The 17,645-nt window shown below is 69.5% G+C and carries 21 protein-coding genes; 5 read left to right on the forward strand and 16 right to left on the reverse strand.

The window, feature by feature from the left end; all coding sequences use genetic code 11:
• From GGR88_RS13825 to GGR88_RS13835, 3 genes are read right to left on the reverse strand one after another with little or no spacing between them, the layout of a single operon-like run.
• Positions 1-588: a malonic semialdehyde reductase gene (locus GGR88_RS13825; RefSeq protein ID WP_167956040.1), complete on the reverse strand. Its 588-nt coding sequence runs from the start codon at positions 586-588 to the stop codon at positions 1-3.
• Positions 588-1,163 (reverse strand): NifU family protein, encoded by a 576-nt coding sequence (locus tag GGR88_RS13830; protein WP_167956275.1) that lies wholly within the window; start codon positions 1,161-1,163, stop codon positions 588-590. Before GGR88_RS13830 ends, GGR88_RS13825 begins: the two co-directional genes overlap by 1 nt.
• Positions 1,164-1,223: 60 nt before the next feature.
• Entirely contained in the window at positions 1,224-1,700 is a 477-nt protein-coding gene (locus GGR88_RS13835; RefSeq protein WP_209023401.1) for an anthrone oxygenase family protein, read from the reverse strand.
• Positions 1,701-1,999: 299 nt separating this feature from the next.
• Here GGR88_RS13835 and GGR88_RS13840 point away from each other — a divergent pair, with 299 nt between their 5' ends.
• On the forward strand, positions 2,000-3,301 hold the full coding sequence (locus GGR88_RS13840; RefSeq protein ID WP_167956042.1) for a DEAD/DEAH box helicase: 1,302 nt from the start codon (positions 2,000-2,002) through the stop codon (positions 3,299-3,301).
• Between the two features lie 145 nt (positions 3,302-3,446).
• Complete coding sequence (locus GGR88_RS13845; protein WP_167956044.1) at positions 3,447-6,362, forward strand: M16 family metallopeptidase; 2,916 nt, start codon at positions 3,447-3,449, stop codon at positions 6,360-6,362.
• 7 nt (positions 6,363-6,369) lie between these two features.
• Here GGR88_RS13845 and GGR88_RS13850 read toward each other — a convergent pair whose 3' ends face one another.
• The 5 genes from GGR88_RS13850 to GGR88_RS13870 all read right to left on the reverse strand — a co-directional run bounded on the left by GGR88_RS13850 (position 6,370) and on the right by GGR88_RS13870 (position 9,838).
• Positions 6,370-6,768: a GFA family protein gene (locus tag GGR88_RS13850; protein ID WP_167956046.1), complete on the reverse strand. Its 399-nt coding sequence runs from the start codon at positions 6,766-6,768 to the stop codon at positions 6,370-6,372.
• 69 nt (positions 6,769-6,837) lie between these two features.
• A complete protein-coding gene (gene hslU, locus GGR88_RS13855; RefSeq protein ID WP_167956279.1) occupies positions 6,838-8,139 on the reverse strand; it encodes an ATP-dependent protease ATPase subunit HslU in 1,302 nt (433 codons plus the stop codon).
• Between the two features lie 53 nt (positions 8,140-8,192).
• Positions 8,193-8,429 carry a DUF6894 family protein gene (locus tag GGR88_RS13860; RefSeq protein WP_167956048.1) on the reverse strand — a complete coding sequence of 79 codons (237 nt, stop codon included), beginning with the start codon at positions 8,427-8,429 and terminating at the stop codon, positions 8,193-8,195.
• A gap of 30 nt (positions 8,430-8,459) precedes the next feature.
• Complete coding sequence (locus GGR88_RS13865) at positions 8,460-9,212, reverse strand: helix-turn-helix domain-containing protein (RefSeq protein WP_209023402.1); 753 nt, start codon at positions 9,210-9,212, stop codon at positions 8,460-8,462.
• Between the two features lie 359 nt (positions 9,213-9,571).
• Positions 9,572-9,838 carry a hypothetical protein gene (locus GGR88_RS13870; RefSeq protein WP_167956050.1) on the reverse strand — a complete coding sequence of 89 codons (267 nt, stop codon included), beginning with the start codon at positions 9,836-9,838 and terminating at the stop codon, positions 9,572-9,574.
• A gap of 421 nt (positions 9,839-10,259) precedes the next feature.
• Between GGR88_RS13870 and GGR88_RS13875 the strand changes: the two genes are divergently transcribed.
• Positions 10,260-10,508 carry an antitoxin Xre/MbcA/ParS toxin-binding domain-containing protein gene (locus GGR88_RS13875; protein WP_167956052.1) on the forward strand — a complete coding sequence of 83 codons (249 nt, stop codon included), beginning with the start codon at positions 10,260-10,262 and terminating at the stop codon, positions 10,506-10,508.
• On the opposite strand, the gene GGR88_RS13880 is transcribed toward GGR88_RS13875, so the two are convergent.
• From GGR88_RS13880 to GGR88_RS13910, 7 genes are all read right to left on the reverse strand, one after another.
• A complete protein-coding gene (locus tag GGR88_RS13880) occupies positions 10,486-11,652 on the reverse strand; it encodes an FAD-dependent oxidoreductase (protein WP_342449810.1) in 1,167 nt (388 codons plus the stop codon). The two genes, GGR88_RS13875 and GGR88_RS13880, sit on opposite strands and share 23 nt — an antisense overlap.
• Positions 11,598-12,149, reverse strand: coding sequence for an ATP-dependent protease subunit HslV (gene hslV / locus GGR88_RS13885; protein WP_167956054.1), 552 nt, complete (start codon positions 12,147-12,149; stop codon positions 11,598-11,600). Before hslV ends, GGR88_RS13880 begins: the two co-directional genes overlap by 55 nt.
• Positions 12,146-12,505 (reverse strand): hypothetical protein, encoded by a 360-nt coding sequence (locus GGR88_RS13890; protein WP_167956056.1) that lies wholly within the window; start codon positions 12,503-12,505, stop codon positions 12,146-12,148. Before GGR88_RS13890 ends, hslV begins: the two co-directional genes overlap by 4 nt.
• Positions 12,506-12,516: 11 nt before the next feature.
• A complete protein-coding gene (locus GGR88_RS13895) occupies positions 12,517-12,855 on the reverse strand; it encodes a DMT family protein (RefSeq protein WP_167956058.1) in 339 nt (112 codons plus the stop codon).
• Between the two features lie 86 nt (positions 12,856-12,941).
• Positions 12,942-13,142, reverse strand: coding sequence for a hypothetical protein (locus GGR88_RS13900; protein WP_167956061.1), 201 nt, complete (start codon positions 13,140-13,142; stop codon positions 12,942-12,944).
• Between the two features lie 32 nt (positions 13,143-13,174).
• Complete coding sequence (locus GGR88_RS13905) at positions 13,175-14,104, reverse strand: alpha/beta hydrolase (protein WP_245196977.1); 930 nt, start codon at positions 14,102-14,104, stop codon at positions 13,175-13,177.
• An 82-nt stretch (positions 14,105-14,186) separates the two neighbouring features.
• Entirely contained in the window at positions 14,187-14,951 is a 765-nt protein-coding gene (locus GGR88_RS13910; protein WP_167956064.1) for a hypothetical protein, read from the reverse strand.
• 162 nt (positions 14,952-15,113) lie between these two features.
• Between GGR88_RS13910 and GGR88_RS13915 the strand changes: the two genes are divergently transcribed.
• Complete coding sequence (locus GGR88_RS13915) at positions 15,114-16,121, forward strand: aldo/keto reductase (RefSeq protein WP_167956067.1); 1,008 nt, start codon at positions 15,114-15,116, stop codon at positions 16,119-16,121.
• A 471-nt stretch (positions 16,122-16,592) separates the two neighbouring features.
• Here the strand turns inward: GGR88_RS13915 and GGR88_RS15100 are convergent, their stop codons facing one another.
• Positions 16,593-17,051 carry a hypothetical protein gene (locus GGR88_RS15100; RefSeq protein ID WP_209023403.1) on the reverse strand — a complete coding sequence of 153 codons (459 nt, stop codon included), beginning with the start codon at positions 17,049-17,051 and terminating at the stop codon, positions 16,593-16,595.
• Between the two features lie 277 nt (positions 17,052-17,328).
• On the opposite strand from GGR88_RS15100, the gene GGR88_RS13925 reads away from it, so the two are divergent.
• Entirely contained in the window at positions 17,329-17,514 is a 186-nt protein-coding gene (locus GGR88_RS13925; RefSeq protein WP_167956070.1) for a hypothetical protein, read from the forward strand.
• The last annotated feature ends 131 nt before the right edge of the window (positions 17,515-17,645 follow it).

Here is a 17,645-nt window from a genome sequence, read left to right on the forward strand (position 1 = left end):
TCAAGGGATGAGGTTCGCCGCCTCGAACGGCAGCCGCGCCGCGCGCGGGCGCACGCTGGCCGGGTCGCCGCGCCCGACCGTGCCGATCATGTTGGCGGCAACCGTGGTGCCCGCGAAGAAATCGGCATCGACCGCGCCGGCGTCGAAGCCTGACATCCAGCCGATGTCGAAGCCCAGCGCGCGCGCCGCCATCGTCAGATATCCGGCCTGCATCGCGCTGTTGCGCAGGGCGTTGGTGCGTCGGGCGCCGGCATCGCCGTACATCGCGTCGGCATCGACATGCGGCGCCAGCGTCTTCAGCGACGCGCGGAAATCGGTCTCCATGCCCAGCACCAAGGCGGCCGGCGCCGCCCGGATCTTCTCGGCGTTCTTCGATACCGCGTGGCGCGCCAGCCGCTCGCGGCCGTCGTGGTCCAGCAGCCACACGATCCGCATCGGCGACATGTTGTTGGACGTTGGCCCCCACCGCGCCAGGTTGTAGATCGCCTCCGCATCCGCCCGGGTGAACGGATGGTCGACAAAGCCCTGGGGGGTGCGCGCGTCCGTGAACAGCCGGGCCTGCGCGCCCGCGTCGATCGCCGCCGCCATCAGACTGCCCGCACCTCGGTCACTTCGGGCACATAATGCTTCAACAGCGATTCGATGCCATGCTTCAGCGTCGCGGTCGAAGACGGACACCCCGCGCACGCGCCCTGCATGCGCAGGAACACCGTTCCCTGCTGGAACCCGCGATAGACGATGTCGCCGCCATCGTTCGCCACCGCCGGGCGCACGCGCGTCTCGATCAGGTCCTTGATCTGGTCGATGATGTCGGCGTCGGCCGGATCGTCGCCCGACACCTCGACCTCGCCCGGCACCTGGATGCCGGCCGCGCTGCCGCCGCGGAACAGCGGCATGTTGCCCGCGAAGTGATCCAGCAGGACGCTCAGCACGTCCGGCTTCAGCGACGGCCACGACACGCCCGGCGCCGCCGTCACCGACACGAAGTCGCGGCCGAAGAAGACGCCTTCCACGTCGCCCAGCCGGAACAGCGCATCGGCCAGCGGCGATGCCTCCGCTTCCTCCGGCGTCGCGAAGTCGCGGGTGCCGGCCGCCATCACCTCGCGTCCCGGCAGGAACTTCAGGGTGGACGGATTGGGGGTGGGTTCGGTCTCGATCAGCATGGTCGCCATGTGAGGGCAGCGCGCCCCTGGATCAACCCGGCTTGCTTAAGCGAAAGGGGCTCAACCCCCGCGCGTCAGCGCCACGGCGATCGCCGCCACCGCCGCCAGCCCGGCCAGCGCGCGCAGGTCGTTCCAGAACGTCCAGGCGCGGACATAATCGCCGAACGGCATCGGCCCGCCGTCCGCGCCGCCGCGATCCAGCGCCCGGTTGAGCGGCACGTTGCGCGCCATTGTCGGCAGTACCGATCCCAGCAGCAGCACGCTTGCCGCCACCCAGAAGGGCACGGCCGCCGCCCGCGGGGAGAGCAGCGCCGCCACCGCCGCGAACATTGGCCCGCCGAAGAACGCCACGAAGAAGGTCGGGCGCAGGATCACCTTGTTGATCCGCCGCATGGTCGCGGTCGCCACCGCCGGCGGCTCGGCGTTCAGCGCGGGCATGACAGCGATCGAAAAGGCGGCGAACAGCCCCGCCGTCAGCGCCGCGGACAGCAGCGCGGCCACGGCCGCCAGCGCGGTCAGAAGGGGCAACAGGGCCACGCTCTGGTCTCCCGACATCATCAACTCGGCGACTAGAGTCGGCGCCCGTCCGCCGCAAGCCTTGCGTCCCGGGCCATGCTGGTCCATATTGCGGTGCAGCGCACGGGATCGGCTCCGCCGGTCAACGAAGGCAGCGTGATCGTCCGCGCCGAAAGGCAGCCGGACCGGCCTTCTTCCGGTAAAGCGCACAGCCCAAGGCTTCCCTTTCACGCGGGTCGTCACGAACGAACCCTGCGTCATGCCGGCACGCAACACTGCGCCGGCCGGCCGTGCACGCGCCCATTCGAGTATCCATCATCATGACAAAGTTCACCGATCTCGGCCTGGCCGAGCCGCTTGTGAAGGCGCTCGCCGCCAAGAACTACACGGTGCCCACCCCCATCCAGGCGCAGGCGATCCCGCCGCTTCTGGAAGGGCGCGACCTGTGCGGCATCGCGCAGACCGGCACCGGCAAGACGGCGGCATTCGCGCTGCCCAGCCTCCAGTATTTTCTTGAGAACCCCAAGCCCCGCCCGCAGCAGGGCTGCCGCATGCTGGTGCTTTCGCCCACGCGTGAGCTTGCCTCGCAGATCGCCGACAGCTTCCGCGATTATGCGCGCTTCATGCGCGTGTCGGTCGAAACCGTGTTCGGCGGCGTGCCGATCAACCGGCAGATCGCAAAGCTGCGCGCCGGTGTCGACGTCCTTGTGGCGACGCCGGGCCGTCTCCTCGACCTCATCGACCAGCGCGCCTTGTCGCTGCGCGATGTGGAGATCTTCGTGCTCGACGAGGCCGACCAGATGCTCGACCTCGGCTTCATCCATGCGCTGAAGCGCATCGACAAGCTGCTGCCGGCCAAGCGCCACAGCCTGTTCTTCTCGGCCACCATGCCGAAGCCGATCGCGGAGCTCGGCGACCGCTTCCTGCGCGATCCCGTGCGCGTCGCGGTGACGCCGGTCGCCTCCACGGCGGAGCGGGTCCAGCAGTTCGCGACCTTCGTCAATCAGGAGGAGAAGCAGGCGCTGCTCACCCTGACGCTGAAGGCGACGGAGATCGACCGCGCGCTGGTGTTCACCCGCACCAAGCACGGCGCCGACCGCGTGGTGAAGCATCTGGAGGCCGCCGGCATCCAGTCCGCCGCCATCCACGGCAACAAGTCGCAGCCGCAGCGTGAGCGCGCGCTCGGCGCCTTCCGGTCGGGCGAGATCAAGATCCTCGTTGCCACCGACATCGCCGCCCGCGGCATCGACGTGTCGGGCGTGTCCCACGTCTTCAATTTCGAGCTGCCGAACGTGCCGGAGCAATATGTCCACCGCATCGGCCGCACGGCGCGCGCGGGGCGGGACGGCATCGCCATCAGCTTCGTTTCGCCCGATGAGCGCAGCTTCCTGCGCGACATCGAACGACTGACCAAGGTGAAGGCGGAGGCGCTGCCGCTGCCCGAGAACTTCCTTGCGCAAAAGGCATCGCTGCCGAAGCCGGCGCAGGCCAAGCCCACCGCCCAGCGCCGTCACGAGGAACGCCGCGACGGTGCGGGCAAGCCGGCCGAGCAGCGTCGCTTCCGCCCGCGCCGGTCGAAGGGCGTCGGCACCCACCGCGGTGCGGTTCAGCGCGCCGGCTGACCGGATCGGCCTGGCCGGGCAACCCCGGGCCGCTCCTGCTGAAGCCAGGCCCGTCGGCAGGCTGCCTTTTTTTCGGAAAGCAGCCGCCGACGGGCGCGGGCCGCCCACTGGCTTCCGCCGGCAAATGCCGGTAAACACGGCCGCAATGCGTAATATCGTCCGGCGCGTCTCGCGTCTCGTCGCGCCGGTGCTCGGCCTGTCGCTCCTCATCACCGGCTGCGCCACGCCCGGGCCATCGGGCCGCACCGGCCCGGTCGCCAACGACCCGTCGAAGCCGTGGCTCTACCAGGGCAGCGACATTCCCGTCGATCCGCAGTGGCTGTTCGGCACGCTGCCCAACGGCCTGCGCTATGCCGTGCGCCGGAACGGCGTGCCGCCGGGCCAGGTGTCCATCCGCGTCCGCCTCGATGCCGGCTCGCTCCACGAACAGGACAGCGAGCGCGGCTTTGCGCACTTCATCGAGCATCTGAGCTTCCGCTCCTCGCTCTACGTCCCCGATGGGGAGGCCGTGCGCGTGTGGCAGCGGCTCGGCGCCACCTTTGGCGCGGATTCGAATGCCGCCACCACGCCCACCCAGACCGTTTACCAGCTCGACCTGCCCGCCGCGACGGCGTCGGGGCTGGGCGAAAGCGTGCGCATCCTGTCCGGCATGATGAAGGCGCCCGGCATCCTTCCCGCCATCGTCGACAGCGAACGCTCGGTGATCCTGGCGGAAGCGCGCGAATCCTCCGATCCGCAGCGCCGCGTGTCCGACGCTACGCGCGCGCTCTTCTTCGCCGGTCAGCGGCTGGCCGAACGCGCGCCGATCGGCACGCCGGAAACGCTCGGCGCCGCCACCGCCGACACGCTGCGCGCCTTTCACGATCGCTGGTACCGGCCCGAACGCGCCGTGGTGGTGATCGCCGGCGATGGCGACCCGCGCCTGTTCGAACAGCTCATCCGCCAGCATTTCTCCGACTGGCAGGGCAAGGGCCGCAACCCCGTCGACCCCGATTTCGGACAGCCGGAGGATGGCCTGCCTGAAACCGCCGTGGTGGTGGAACCGCAGCTTCCCACCCTCGTCAGCATGGCGACGCTGCGCCCCTGGACCTACCGGGACGACACGATCGCGTTCAACCAGGGGCGGCTGCGCGACCTGGTCGCCATCCAGATCATCAACCGCCGGCTCGAAAGCCGCGCCCGCGCCGGCGGCGCCTTTCTCCAGGCGAATGTGGGCGTGGACGATGTCGCGCGCTCGGCCAACGGCACCTTCGTCAACATCGTGCCCCTTGAAGGCAACTGGCAGGCGGCACTGCGCGAGGTGCGCGGCGTGATCGCCGAAGCGCGGGAGGTCGCACCCGACCAGGCCACCATCGACCGCGAAGTCGCCGAATTCGATTCCGCGCTTCAGGTCGGCGTCGAAAGCGCGCGTTCGGAAGCGGGCGCGAAGCTTGCCGACGACATTGTCAGCGCCGTCGACATCCGCGAAACCGTCGCCTCGGCGCAGGTGTCGCTCGACATCTTCCGCCAGATGCGCGGCAGCTTCACGCCCGAAGCGATGCTTGATTCCACCCGCCGCATGTTCACCGGCACCGACACCCGCGCGATCCTGTCGACACAGACCGCCGACGTGAACGCGCAGGCCCAGCTCGCCGCCGCCATGGCGGAGGAGATCACCGTCGACCCCGCCGACCGCACGGCGCAGGCGGATATCTCGCTGGACCAGCTGCCCGCGCTCGGCACGCCCGCCACCATTGTCTCGCGCGAACAGGCGGCCGGCATCCCGATCGAATATATAACGCTGTCGAACGGCGTCCGGCTGGTGCTGTTCGCCAACAACTCGGAAGCCGGCAAGGTGCTCGTGTCCGCGCGCTTCGGCCGCGGCAGCCTCGCGCTTCCGGCGGATCGGCCGTCGCCTGCATGGGCGGCGCCGATCGCGCTGGTGCAGAGCGGCATCGGTCCCTTCGGGCAGGAGGAGCTCGACCGTCTCACCACCGGCCGCCGCATCTCCATGGGCTTTGCGACCGGCGAGGACAGCTTTGAACTGCGCGGCATCACCCGTGCCGCCGACCTTGGCGATCAGCTGCGGCTGATGGCGGCGAAGCTGACGGTGCCGACCTGGGATCCCAATCCCGTCTCCCGCGCCCGCGCAACGGCGCTGGCGGCGGACGAGGCGGCGCGCGGGTCGCCCATCTCCGTCCTGTCGCGCGCGCTTCCCGGGCTGCTGCGCGGCGGCGATCCCCGCTACACCCAGCCCGACCGCGAACAGATCGCGGCATTGACGCCCGACAGCTTCCGTTCGCTGTGGGAGCCGCTGCTGGCGACCGGCCCGATCGAGCTGTTCATCATGGGCGACGTTCCGGCCGAAGACGCCATCCGCCTGGCCAGCGAGACGTTCGGCGCGCTGCCGCCGCGCAATCCCGCTCCCGTCGTGGCGGCGCCGATCGGCCGTCCGGCCGCGTCCGACACGCCGATCCGGCTCACCCACAATGGCGATCCCGCGCAGGCCGCGGCGCTGATCGGCTGGCCGACCGGCGGCGGCTCCAACACCGCCGAGGCCGCGTTTGAGGCGCGCAAGCTCGAGGTGCTGGCCGCCATCTTCAACGACCGGCTGTTCGACCGCCTCCGCCAGATCGAGGGCGCCAGCTACTCACCCAGCGTGCTGTCCAGCTGGCCGGACCGGCTGCCGTCCGGCGGCGCGCTGGTCGCGGTCAGCGCGGTGTCGACCGAGCGGCTGCCCGACTTCTTCCGCCTGGCGGAAACCATCGCGGGCGAACTGCGCACCACGCCCGTGCAGGCGGACGAGCTGCAGCGCGCGCTGGGCCCGATCGCCAACTATTTCGCGCGCGCCACGTCCGGCAACGGCTTCTGGCTCGATCGGCTGGCGGGCGTGTCGTGGAACCGGCAGGCGATGGCGAACATCTTTGCCTTCCCGACCGACCTTCGCCGCATCACCCCGGCCGAGGTGCAGGCCACGGCTCAGCGCTGGCTGACGCCCGACAGCAGCTTCCGTGCGGAGGTGCGCGCGGGCGGAAACACGGCCGCGGCCCCGGCGACCCCGGCCGCCGCGCCCGCGCGCTAGGGCCGGCTCAGCCCGGGTATCGCTCGAACCCGGGCAGCGCGGCCAGTTCCGGCACCCAGGCCAGCCGCTCGGCCGTCTGGATCTGCACGGCGGGCACCAATGCCTCCGGGTCGTCGAGCGTGCAGGTCTGCACGTCCACCAGCCCCGGCAGCACCGTCTCGTTGACGTACCAGAGCCCGGTGCCGCACCGCGCGCAGAACGTCCGCTCGGCCAGCGCCGACGACCGGTAGGTGGCGGGCTCGCCCTTGGTCACGCGAAAGCGCTCGGCCTTCACGCCCGTCCACCCCACCATCGGCGCGCCTGCGATATGCCGGCAATCCGCGCAGTGGCACACGCTGCTGTGCTCCGCCGCGCCGATCAGTTCGTAGCGCACCGCGCCGCAATGACACCCACCTTCCAGGACCATCGTCGTTCCCCTTCCGTTCGCGAAAGGTAACCCCGCACCCGGCCGCCGATCAAGCGGGTGCGCTAGCGGTCAGAGCACATATTTGCTGAGGTCGGTGTTTCTCGCCACTTCCGCCAGCTGCCCGTCGACATAGGCGCCGTCCACCACCAGCGTCTCGCCCCGGCGGTCCTCCGCGTCGAAGCTCACGTCCTCCAGCAGCTTTTCCATCACCGTGGACAGCCGCCGGGCGCCGATATTCTCGACCTGCCCGTTCACCTCGGCGGCGATGCGCGCCACCGCCTGGATGGCCGACTGCTCGAAGCGCACCTCCACGCCCTCCGTGCCGATCAGCGCCCGGTACTGCTCGGGCAGCGACGCGCGCGTGTCGGTCAGGATGGAAATGAAGTCCGCTTCGGTCAGCGCCTTCAGCTCGACCCGGATCGGCAGGCGACCCTGCAGCTCGGGCAGCAGGTCGCTGGGCTTGGCGACGTGGAACGCTCCGCTCGCGATGAACAGCACATGGTCCGTCTTCATCGGCCCATATTTGGTGGCCACCGTCGTTCCCTCGATCAGCGGCAGCAGGTCGCGCTGCACGCCTTCGCGGCTCACCGATCCGCCGCGCACGTCGCTCACCGCGATCTTGTCGATCTCGTCCAGGAAGACGATGCCGTTCGCCTCCGCGTCCGCCAGCGCGGCACGGTTGATCTCGTCGGCGTCCAGCCGCTTGTCCGCTTCCTCGTCGACCAGCTTCGCCCAGGCCGACCGCACGGTCAGCTTTCTGCGCTTCAGGGGCGCCTGGCCGAACGCCTTGCCCATCATGTCGCTGAGGTTGATCATGCCGATCTGCCCGCCCGCGCCCGGCACCTCGAACGGTGTCGACGGCGCGCTCTGCAGCTCCAGCTCGACTTCCTTGTCGTCCAGGTGGCCGTCGCGAAAGCGCTGGGTGAACGCCGTGCGCGTCGCCTCCGACGCGTCCTTGCCGACCAGCGCGTCGAGCAGCCGGGCGAGGGCGGCCTCTTCCGCCTTGTCCTTCACTGCGCCGCGGCGGCGGTCGCGCTCCAGCCGGATCGCGTCCTCCACCAGGTCGCGCGCGATCTGCTCCACGTCGCGCCCGACATAGCCCACCTCGGTGAACTTGGTGGCCTCCACCTTCACGAAGGGCGCATCGGCCAGCTTGGCCAGCCGCCGGCTGATCTCGGTCTTGCCGCATCCGGTCGGCCCGATCATCAGGATGTTCTTAGGGGAAACCTCGTCGCGCAGGTCGGGGTCCAGCTGCTGGCGCCGCCAGCGGTTGCGCAGCGCGATGGCCACCGCGCGCTTGGCGTCCTGTTGTCCGATGATGTGCTGGTCGAGCGCGGCGACGATCGCCTTGGGGGTCAAAGTCTCGTTCATAAGCGACGACATATCGGTGCCGCCGCGCGGCCCTTCAACGCCCGTCACGCCGTCTATCGGGCGATGCCGGGCGCGGTGATCCCGATGTCCAGCACGAAGCGCACGGCACGGGCGCTGTCGCACACCTCCAGGCGCAGCGGCCCGTGCATCAGGCGGTGCGGCTCCTGCCGCAGCACTTCCCCGGCAAAGCGGATCGCCTCCAGCTGGGCGGCGTGAACGTCGGCGAAGTCGGTGCCGGTTTCGTCCTCCTCGCGGGCTTCGCCTTCCAGGTTGAAGAAATAGAGCGGCATCGGCGCACCATCGCTAAGTGACTGCGTCCGCTATAGATTATCCAGCTCGCACGCTCTCTGACCTGAAGCAGGGTTCCTCAACAAATGTAGGTAATTTGGATTAAACCCGGCGACTTCATGCAGCCGGTCGCCGTTCAGGATGGTGACCGACCGCGCCCGCGTCGCCACCAGCCCCTCGTTCCGCATCCGGCCGAGCACCCGGTTGACGTGGACGGAGGTCAGGCCCAGCGAATCGCCCAGCTGTTCCTGCGTCACCGGCAGCGTGAACTGATCGTCCCGGGTCAGCCCGACATGGCACAGCCGCACCCACAATTCGCAGAACAAATGCGCCAGCCGGGCATAGGCGTCGCGCTTGCCGATGTTCACCAGCCATTCGCGCAACACGCCTTCGTCCACCAGCGTCGACCACCAGAACGCCTTGGCGATGTCCGGCCGCTCGTCGGTCAGCGTCAGGATCGCCTCCTTGGGGATCCGGACGACCTCCGCGTTGCTCAACAGGCCGATCGAATGATCCATCGTCTTCAGGATGAAGACGTGCGTGTCGCACAGGTCGCCCGGCAGCAGATAGGCCATGATCTGCCGGCCGCCGTCGCGCAGATATTTGTACCGGCAGGCCCAGCCGCTCAACAGCAGGAACACGTCGGACGGCTGGTCGCCTTCGCTGATCAGGTCCTCGCCCGCATCCCGCCACATGGATGACGTGCACAGCTCCTCAAGCGCGGCACGGTCGTCCGCGCCCAGATCGATGCAGCTCAAAAGCTTGCTGATCAGGGGGTTCTGCACGGGCGATCCTCATCTCATCCGGAAGACTGGACGGGCGGACCCTAGCGACCTTCGGCGCGGACAGGCCAACATAGGTTCTGCCGCATCCGGCGCTCTTGCTCCGAGCCTGCCGCCGGCCAAGCTCTCGCTCCGCGGGAAGGAGCAGACGTTTACGGGACCCACCCCGCGGACAAGCACATGTGGGTGCCGCCGCCAATGGCCCCGCACGGCGGCCGCCGCCCCGCGCTCGGCGCATGCCTTCAGGATGCCTCGGCGCGGCTGATGTCGGCGCAGCCATCCAGGCCCGCGCTCCGCAGATCCCTCAACTGCACCACGCGCGATCAGCAGCGACGAACCGCCCCTGATCGCGCTTGGCCACATCACGCGCGCTTCGATGCCGGAGGGGTCTGCTTGGCGCGAATGTAGCTTTGCTCGGGCACGCCGCGGAAGTTGGTCCGCTGCACTTCTCCGCTCACCAACTGCTTTGCGAACACCCGCTTCATGATGGCGGTCGCATCCGCGCTCTTGAAGACCAGGCGCATCCCGCCCGATTTCAGCGGCTCCATCGCCGTGGTCTCGATGTCGTTGCGGCGGCACGCTTCGCGAATACGGATCTCCGTATCGTCAACATGAAGCACTCTCGACATGGCAGTCTCCTGGCTCGGGCGAAGGCGCAAACGTCCTTCAGCAGCCCGTGCCGCAAATCCAGGGACCGATTACAATAAGATGGGGATAAACCCCGCTGCTGGCAAGTAAAATGCTCTGCCGGTCATAGCCGCAGCAAGAATAATGAAGTAGCCTCCAATGGTAATTGCCGATGTCGGCACCATATAGGCTTGAAATTTTGCGTGTGTCGAACTGTCTGAAAACATCGCTATCATGTCAGTTCAGAACTTAGGAAGGCGTTGACATGGAACACAGATATTGGATCGGTCGGGTTTCCGCGGCCGAAAAGATGGCAAGCGCGGCGCGCTCATCGACGGCACGACTCGCTCATTATCAGATGTCTGGCCTCTACGCGGCTCTGGCTGCGGAAGCGGCGCGGTCCGCCTTGCTGGAGCCGCGCGGATGAACAACTCATTCAAGCGTGCTGGTCGTCCGCGCTTCGCCGACGATGCCGGTCGTCGCCAGGGCGCAGCCGTCACCGCTGCACTCGCCGCCTTTCCGGACATCGCCGAACTGCGCCGTTTCATGAACGAGCATGACGAGGCCTTGGGCGGCGTGCCGCTGAAGATCGCGACCGAAAGCGACCATGGCCTTGACCGTGTCCAGGCCGAGCTTCAGCGCAAGGCGCTCAGCCGCACCGCCACTGGCTGAACAGCTCGCGGTGCCCCGCGACGATGCGCGCGATCCGCTCCGGCTGCGGCATGGGATCGCCCACGCCGCGCTCCCACGTCCCGCCCAGGACGATCCCGTCGGGGCGGGAGAACATGTAGCGCAGGCCGGGCGCGAACAGCGCGTAATCGACCTCCGCCTGCGGCAGCAGCACCGCCAGCTGCCCGCGCACCGGGGTCAGCTCGGCATCGCTCACCAGCGTTGCCGCGCCCAGCCCGGTGCAGTTGATGATCGTCGGCTCCGGCAGCACGGCTAGGTCGGCCAGCCCCTCCATCCGGCGGATCTCGATGCGCCCGCCCGCGATCCGCACGTCCCGCTCCACCGCGCGCAGGAAGCGCGCCGGCTCCACGATCATGCCGCCATATTGATGGACATGGGGGAAGGGAAAGCCATGCTCGCCCGGCGCCAGCAGCCGGCTTTCGGGAAGCATCCCCTCCAGCAGCCGGTCCATCGCGTCCGGGCGCCAGTCGCTTCCGGCGGCGACATAGTTGGTCATCCACCGGACGCCGTAATCGTCGCCGACCAGCAGCTGGTACCGGCGATAGCTGTAGAGCGCGGCCGCGCGCAGCTGCCCGTCGAAGGCCGGGTCCGCGCCCACCCGGTTCACCACCGACGACGGGTACCACTGCCCGCCGGCGATGTTGGACGTCGTCTCGGGCGGCAGCCGGTCCGTGTAGATCGTGACCGGATATCCCGCTTCCTGCACCAGCCGCGCGGTGGTCAGCCCCATCACGCCCGCGCCGATCACCGCCACGCCGCCGGTCTGCCCCTGCAGCGCCAGGTCCACCGCCAGCCGCGACGATCCCCAGCTGAGCGTGATGCCGCCGCCGCCATGCCCGTAATTGTGGACCAGGCGCTTGGGTCCCAGCGCCTCCGCCGCCACCCGGAACCCGGACGGGCGATAGGGTCTCAGGCCCGCCACCGTCCGGATCACGCGGTCCGCCGCCACCCGCACGGGCGGCGGGCAGGGCACGCGCGGCCCCGCCGATGCGCTCCGTACCGGCGGCGTCGCCGTGCAGCCGGCCAGCGCCAGCGCCCCGCCGCCGATCGCCGCGCGCCGGTCGATCGCGATCAGGATGCCGTCTCCAGGCTTTCCACCACCAGCCGATCGTTGGTGTACACGCACACCTCCGCCGCGATCGCCATCGCCTTGCGGCAGATCACCTCAGCGTCGGCCTCGTAACCGTCGATCGCGCGTGCCGCCGCCAGCGCGTAATTGCCGCCCGACCCGATCCCCGCGATCCCCGCCTCCGGCTCCAGCACGTCGCCATTGCCGGTCAGGATCAGCGTGACGTCCTTGTCCGCCACGATCATCAGCGCTTCCAGGTTCCGGAGGAACTTGTCCGTGCGCCAGTCCTTGGCCAGCTCCACCGCCGCGCGCAGCAGCTGTCCGTGATGCTGCTCCAGCTTGCGCTCCAGCCGCTCGAACAGCGTGAAGGCATCCGCGGTCGCCCCGGCGAACCCGGCGATAACCGATCCGTCGCCCAGCCGCCGGACCTTGCGCGCATTGGGCTTTATCACCGTCTGCCCCATCGACACCTGCCCGTCGCCGGCGATCACGACGCGCCCGTTCTTGCGCACGGACAGGATGGTGGTGCCGTGCCATGTGATTTCGTTGCTCATGCCCGCGATATGGGGGAGGTGCTCGCGCTGTGCCACAGGCTTGGCGCCCAGGCGGCGAGCAACAGGGCGAATGCCCCCTGGATTGTCAGGGCGGGGCCAAAGGCGGCGATCCCCATTTGTCCCCAGGCATGACCGTTCACGCCCAGGTCCGCCGCCATGATCGCCAGCCCCAGCACCACCCCCATGCGCCGGCCGGGGCGCCACAGGATCAACCCGGCCGCGATCAGGTCCAGCGGCAGCAGCATCGTCCAGAAAAGATTCATCGCGTCGGGTGCGAAGCGATAGGGCATCCATCCGCCCGCCACGATGTCGCGCAGGTGAAACGCGCCGCCGATGACGAAACCGGCGGCGACCACGCGCGCCCGGGTCAATGCCGCCCGACGAACATGAAGGCCGCGGCTCCGGCGATGCACAGGCACGCGCCCAGGTAACGCCAGGTGATCGGCTCCTTGAGCACGGTAAGCGCGAACACGCCGAACACCAGCAGCGTGATGCATTCCTGCAGGATCTTCAGCTGCCCGCCGCTCATGCCCGCGGCATAGCCGATGCGGTTGGCCGGCACGGCCAGGCAATATTCGATCAGCGCGATGCCCCAGCTCGCCAGGATCACCACCCACAGCTTTGCGTCCGGAAAGCGCAGGTGCCCGTACCAGGCCACCGTCATGAACAGGTTGGATGCGATCAGCAGCGCGATGGTCGTGGGCATGGGCAGGGGTCCGGCGCCGCCCGGCTGATCCCGGGCCGGCGCCGTCACCCTGCCGGAACGGCGTCGCCGCCGCCAGCCGCCGGATATCAGTAGGGGCGGTTGTCCCGGCGGTAATCGCGGCGCGTGCGGCGCAGGTCGCGCCGGGCGTCGCGCACGTCCTCGCGCGAACCATAGGCTTGTGCCTCGCGCAGGTCCTGCCGTGCCGCGCGCACGTCGCTGCGTGTCGTTGTGCATCCGCCCAGCATCGCCGCCGACAGCACCAGTCCGCCAATCACGATCTTACGCATACGGTCTCTCCTCTTTGTTGGAGAAGAACCCGTCAGTCCCGCTTCGGCTCCGCCATCGCCGCGTCCAGCAGGAACGCCGTCGCCTCCGCCAGCACGGGCGCGCGCCCGCGAAACGTCTTGCTCAGCGCCATCACGATGCCCTCGTGGCTCAGGCCCTGATATTCCCGCAGGGTGACCGGCGCGCCCTTCGCCCGCAGCCGCGCCGCCAGCGCCCGGCTGTTGTTGACGCTGACGATCCGGTCGGCATCGCCGCTCGCCAGCCACAGCGGCGGCGCATCGGCGCGGGCAAAGGCGATCGGCTGCGTCTCCTCCGGTCGCGGCCAGTTCGCCAGCGCGACCACCGCCTGCGGCGCGGTCAGCGGCAGGAAGTCATAGGGCCCGGCAAGCAGCGCGCCCGCGCGGATCGTCCCCGCCGGCACGCCCGCCGCCGCCAGCCAGCGCCCGTCCAGCGCCAGCATGGCGGCGATGTGCGCGCCCGCCGAATGTCCCATCACGCTGATCCGCGCCGGGTCGCCGCCCAGCCGCGCCACATGGTCGCGCGTCCAGCGGATCGCCGCTGCCCCGTCCTCCACGAAGGCGGGAAACGGGTGCGCCGGGGCCAGCCGGTAATCCGGCACCACCACCACGAACCCGCGCGCCGCCAGCGCCCGCCCGGCAAAGGCATAATCCTGCCGCCGCCCGTGCGACCATCCGCCGCCATAGAAGAACAGGATCACCGGCCGCGCGTCCCCTTCCGCCTTGGGCCGCCAAACATCCAGCCGCTGCCGCGCGTCCGCGCCATAGGCGACGCCCTCTGCCGCCCGATCCACGCCGCGATCTCCCGGCGTCAGCCGGTTGATGCCGTTCAGAAGGCCCAGCGGCGAACATCCCGCCAGCAGCATCAGCGCGCCCGCCGCGACCCTGGCACGTACCGCGTGCGGGCGCAGGCGCGAGCGGCGGATCGGCGGCGGGGTCAGCATCATGGCACCCCTTGTGCCGTCCCCCGCGCCGCTGCGCGAGGGGGGCGGTGCCGGAGGACATGGCGCGCCGCCGGCATCCGGCTCTCTACATCGGCGGAAATGGCGGATAGGCGAGCGGCGCCACCGTCTCGCCGCGCCCGCCCGCCACCACCCGGTCGTAGAGCGCGATGCCGGGCGGGCTCGCCGCGATCGGGCCGACCGCTGCCTGGATCACGGCGATCGTGCCCGCGCCCCACCACCAGGCCGGATGGATCCGGCCCACGCGCCGCAGGTCGCCGATCATGCCCGCCAGCGGGAACAGCATCACCGCCACGAACACGCCCCATCCCGCCCACGGGATCATCAGCGGCAACGGCAGCAACCGCCCGAACGCCGGGCCGGTCAGGATCGCCATCCCGCAGATCATCAGCCGCCGGTGCCAGCTCGTGTTCCGGCGCTGGACGATCGCCGCCGCCGTCAGCCCGCCGAACCCCAGCACGAACAGGCTGTTCATGAACAGGAAGTAGGCCGGCGTGAAGAAAAAGGGCGCGCCGCCCCGCCGCACCATCATGACCGTGGTATAGAGGCCGATCGCGACCACCGCCGCCGCCCATCCCGCCCCGACCCAGCCGAGCCGGCGGTGGAGCTGCCGCGCCTCCGACCCGACCAGCGCGGTCTGCACCACGAACAGCACCGTCCAGCCGAAAAAGGCGACGGCATGGACATGCACCATGACGGGCGCGGAAAAGCTGGACCGCCCCATCGCCAGCTGCGTCGAAAACCCCAGAACGATGACCAGCGCCATCGCGATCGCCAGCTTCAGGAAAAGCCGATGATCGTTGGCGTGTCGCGTGACATGCACGGTTGCCATGTGAAATCCCCCCGGATCTGCCGGCGGCATAGCAGATTTCGGCACCGCTCGCGAGAGGCCGGCCCGCCCGCGCCCATCCCCGCCTGCCGGCGACCGGGCAGGCCTTTATGTCCGGCCTCGGCTGCCTAGATAGGGCGCCCCTCGAACAACGGACGATCCCCCATGGCGCTTACGGACATCCTGCCGGACAGGCTCGGCTTCGGCGCCGCCCCGCTTGGCAACATGTTCCGGGACATTCCGGAGGGCGAGGCGCTGGCGACGGTCGAGGCCGCCTGGGACCAGGGCATCCGCTATTTCGACAATGCGCCCTTCTACGGCGCCGGGCTGGCCGAGCTGCGCATGGGCGACGCGCTCGCCGGCAAGCCGCGCGACGACTATGTCATCAGCACCAAGGTCGGCCGTGTCATCCTGGACGAGCTGGAGGACATCGGCGCGCGCGACCAGGGCGAAAAGAGCGGCGTGTTCGCCCATGGCCGCGCGAACAAGGTCGTCAACGACTACAGCCATGACGCCACCCTGCGCTCGATCGAGGGCAGCCTGAAGCGGCTGCGCACCGACCGCATCGAAATCGCCTTTGTTCATGATCTTGCGCGTGATTTCTGGGGCGACCAGTGGATCGCCCGGTTCGAGGAGGCGCGCACGGGCGCGTTCCGCGCGCTCGACAGGCTGCGCGACGAAGGCGTGATCAAGGCCTGGGGGCTCGGCGTGAACCTGGTCGAGCCGATTGAGACGATCCTGGATCTGCAGGAGCCGCGCCCCGACTGTTTCCTGCTCGCCGGCCGCTACACGCTGCTCGATCATGGCCGCGCGCTGCAGCGCGTGATGCCGCAGGTGGCCGAACGCGGGATCGGCATGGTCGTGGGCGGCCCATACAGCTCGGGCGCGCTCGTCGGCGGGCCGAACTTCGAATATGCGCCCGCCTCGCCCGAGATCGTCGACCGTGTGGCGCGGATCAAGGCGATCGCCGACCGCCACGGCATCAGCATGAAGGCGGCCGGCCTCCACTTCTCGCTCGCCCATCCGGCGGTTGCGGCGGTCATCCCCGGTGCCAGCCGCCCGGCCCGCATCGCGGAGGATCGGGCGGCGCTGGAGGAGGTGGTGCCCCCGTCCTTCTGGAGCGAGCTTCGCGACGCGGGCCTGGTCGATCCGGCAGCACCCCTGCCGGCCTGATCCGCCGGGCCGGTCCGCCCATCGCCTCCATCGCGCGGGTTGAAGGCGGATCGGTGCAGCGCCTGTCTCGCTCATGCCCCAGCGCCGGTCCTCGGCCTCGCTGAGCGGGCTGCAGACACTGTCCGGTTGCGACGGCCGCGGTGCGATCGCCCCTCCCACGCGGTCGGACCGCAGGTTTCACGTCCCGGCTCATGGCCGGCGGGTGCGGCATCCCGGCAGCCGGGCCGACGCCCACTCGCTTCGACGCCGGTTTCGGCGCGGTCTGCCCCACCACCCCCCATTTGGATGGTTACCCTTTGCTAAGGGTCTGATTGTAGACCGGCTCCGCGACCGCGCCGTTCAGCCCGATGGGCGCGTCCGGACTTCGCTGTTTGCGAATCCACTCAGCGATGGCGCCGTCGGCCGAAAGGCCGGCGGCGTTTCCGCTTGGCCGATCCCGGCGCGGCGCGGCGCGGCGCGGCTCGGATCGCCTCAGCCCGATCCGCGGCTTTCCTCCGCATCCGCGTCGTCCGTGCCGATCTTGCCGTTCACCTCGGCGTCGGCGATCCCGCTTTCCTCGGTGACCGTGAAGCGCTGGCCGCCCGCCGTCACCTCGCGCGTCGCATGCTCCGGCGCCTTCCACGCCGCTTCGCCGCCGGCCTCCGTCCCGTCCGAGCTGTCGGACCCCGTCGCGGCATTGGGCGCGTCTCCCGACCCCGCCTGGCCGCCGCCATGGTAATCGATGTTCGTCTGCCCGCCATGGCCCATCGGGCCGCTGCCCTCCGGCGTCTTGCCGGTCTGCGGGTTGGGATAGGCGCCGCCGCCGCTCTCGCCCCCGGCCGTGCGACCATGCACGCCCGCCTGCGGGCGATCGTTCGGCGAAGCCGCGATCCCGTCCGCGCCACCCTTGTTCTTGCCGTCGCCGTCGGCCGGCATCTCCGTCTCGCTCATCGTCTCGACCTCTCCGTTGCGTCTCCTTCCAACGTCCGGCGGTCGCTTGCGGCACCATGCAGATGCGCGGAGGCGGTGGATCGGCGCGAGGTGAGGGGGCAGGCTGCCTCGCCGGATGAGGCTCGTCACAGTCTCGGCAGGTCCGCTTGTCTGTGTGACCTTGGTCCTGTGTTCCGGCGGCCGCGACCGGCCAGCGCCTTGCATCTCCGAACCGCGGCGGGGCGGAAGCGGATGTCCGCTTCTGGTGGAACGCGGACGTTGCTGCCACCGTGGTGCGATGAAGTGGGCGATTTTGTTGCTCGCCTTGGTGGGTGCGGCAAACCCGAACAACAATCCGGCCTTCGGCAATGACGGTGCCAAGCCCATTCGTCTGAGCGGTGGCGCTCTACGAAGAGCAGTAGAAGGCTATAACTTGTGGCCGATTGAAATGCAGCAAGGTCAAGGCGCCGAACCGCTGCATTGAAACAGAGGCTACATCCTCGACTACGGAATGGTCGGCTGTGGATCGGCGTGGAAAAGGGACCCCGGTAGCGGGGTGATCGGCGTCGAAAAGGGACCCCTCATCCCGGTGGTCTAGGCTGTTCGCTTGGCGGT

It is taken from the genome of Sphingomonas jejuensis (assembly GCF_011927695.1).
GTDB classification, from domain to species: Bacteria; Pseudomonadota; Alphaproteobacteria; order Sphingomonadales; family Sphingomonadaceae; genus Sphingomonas_K; species Sphingomonas_K jejuensis.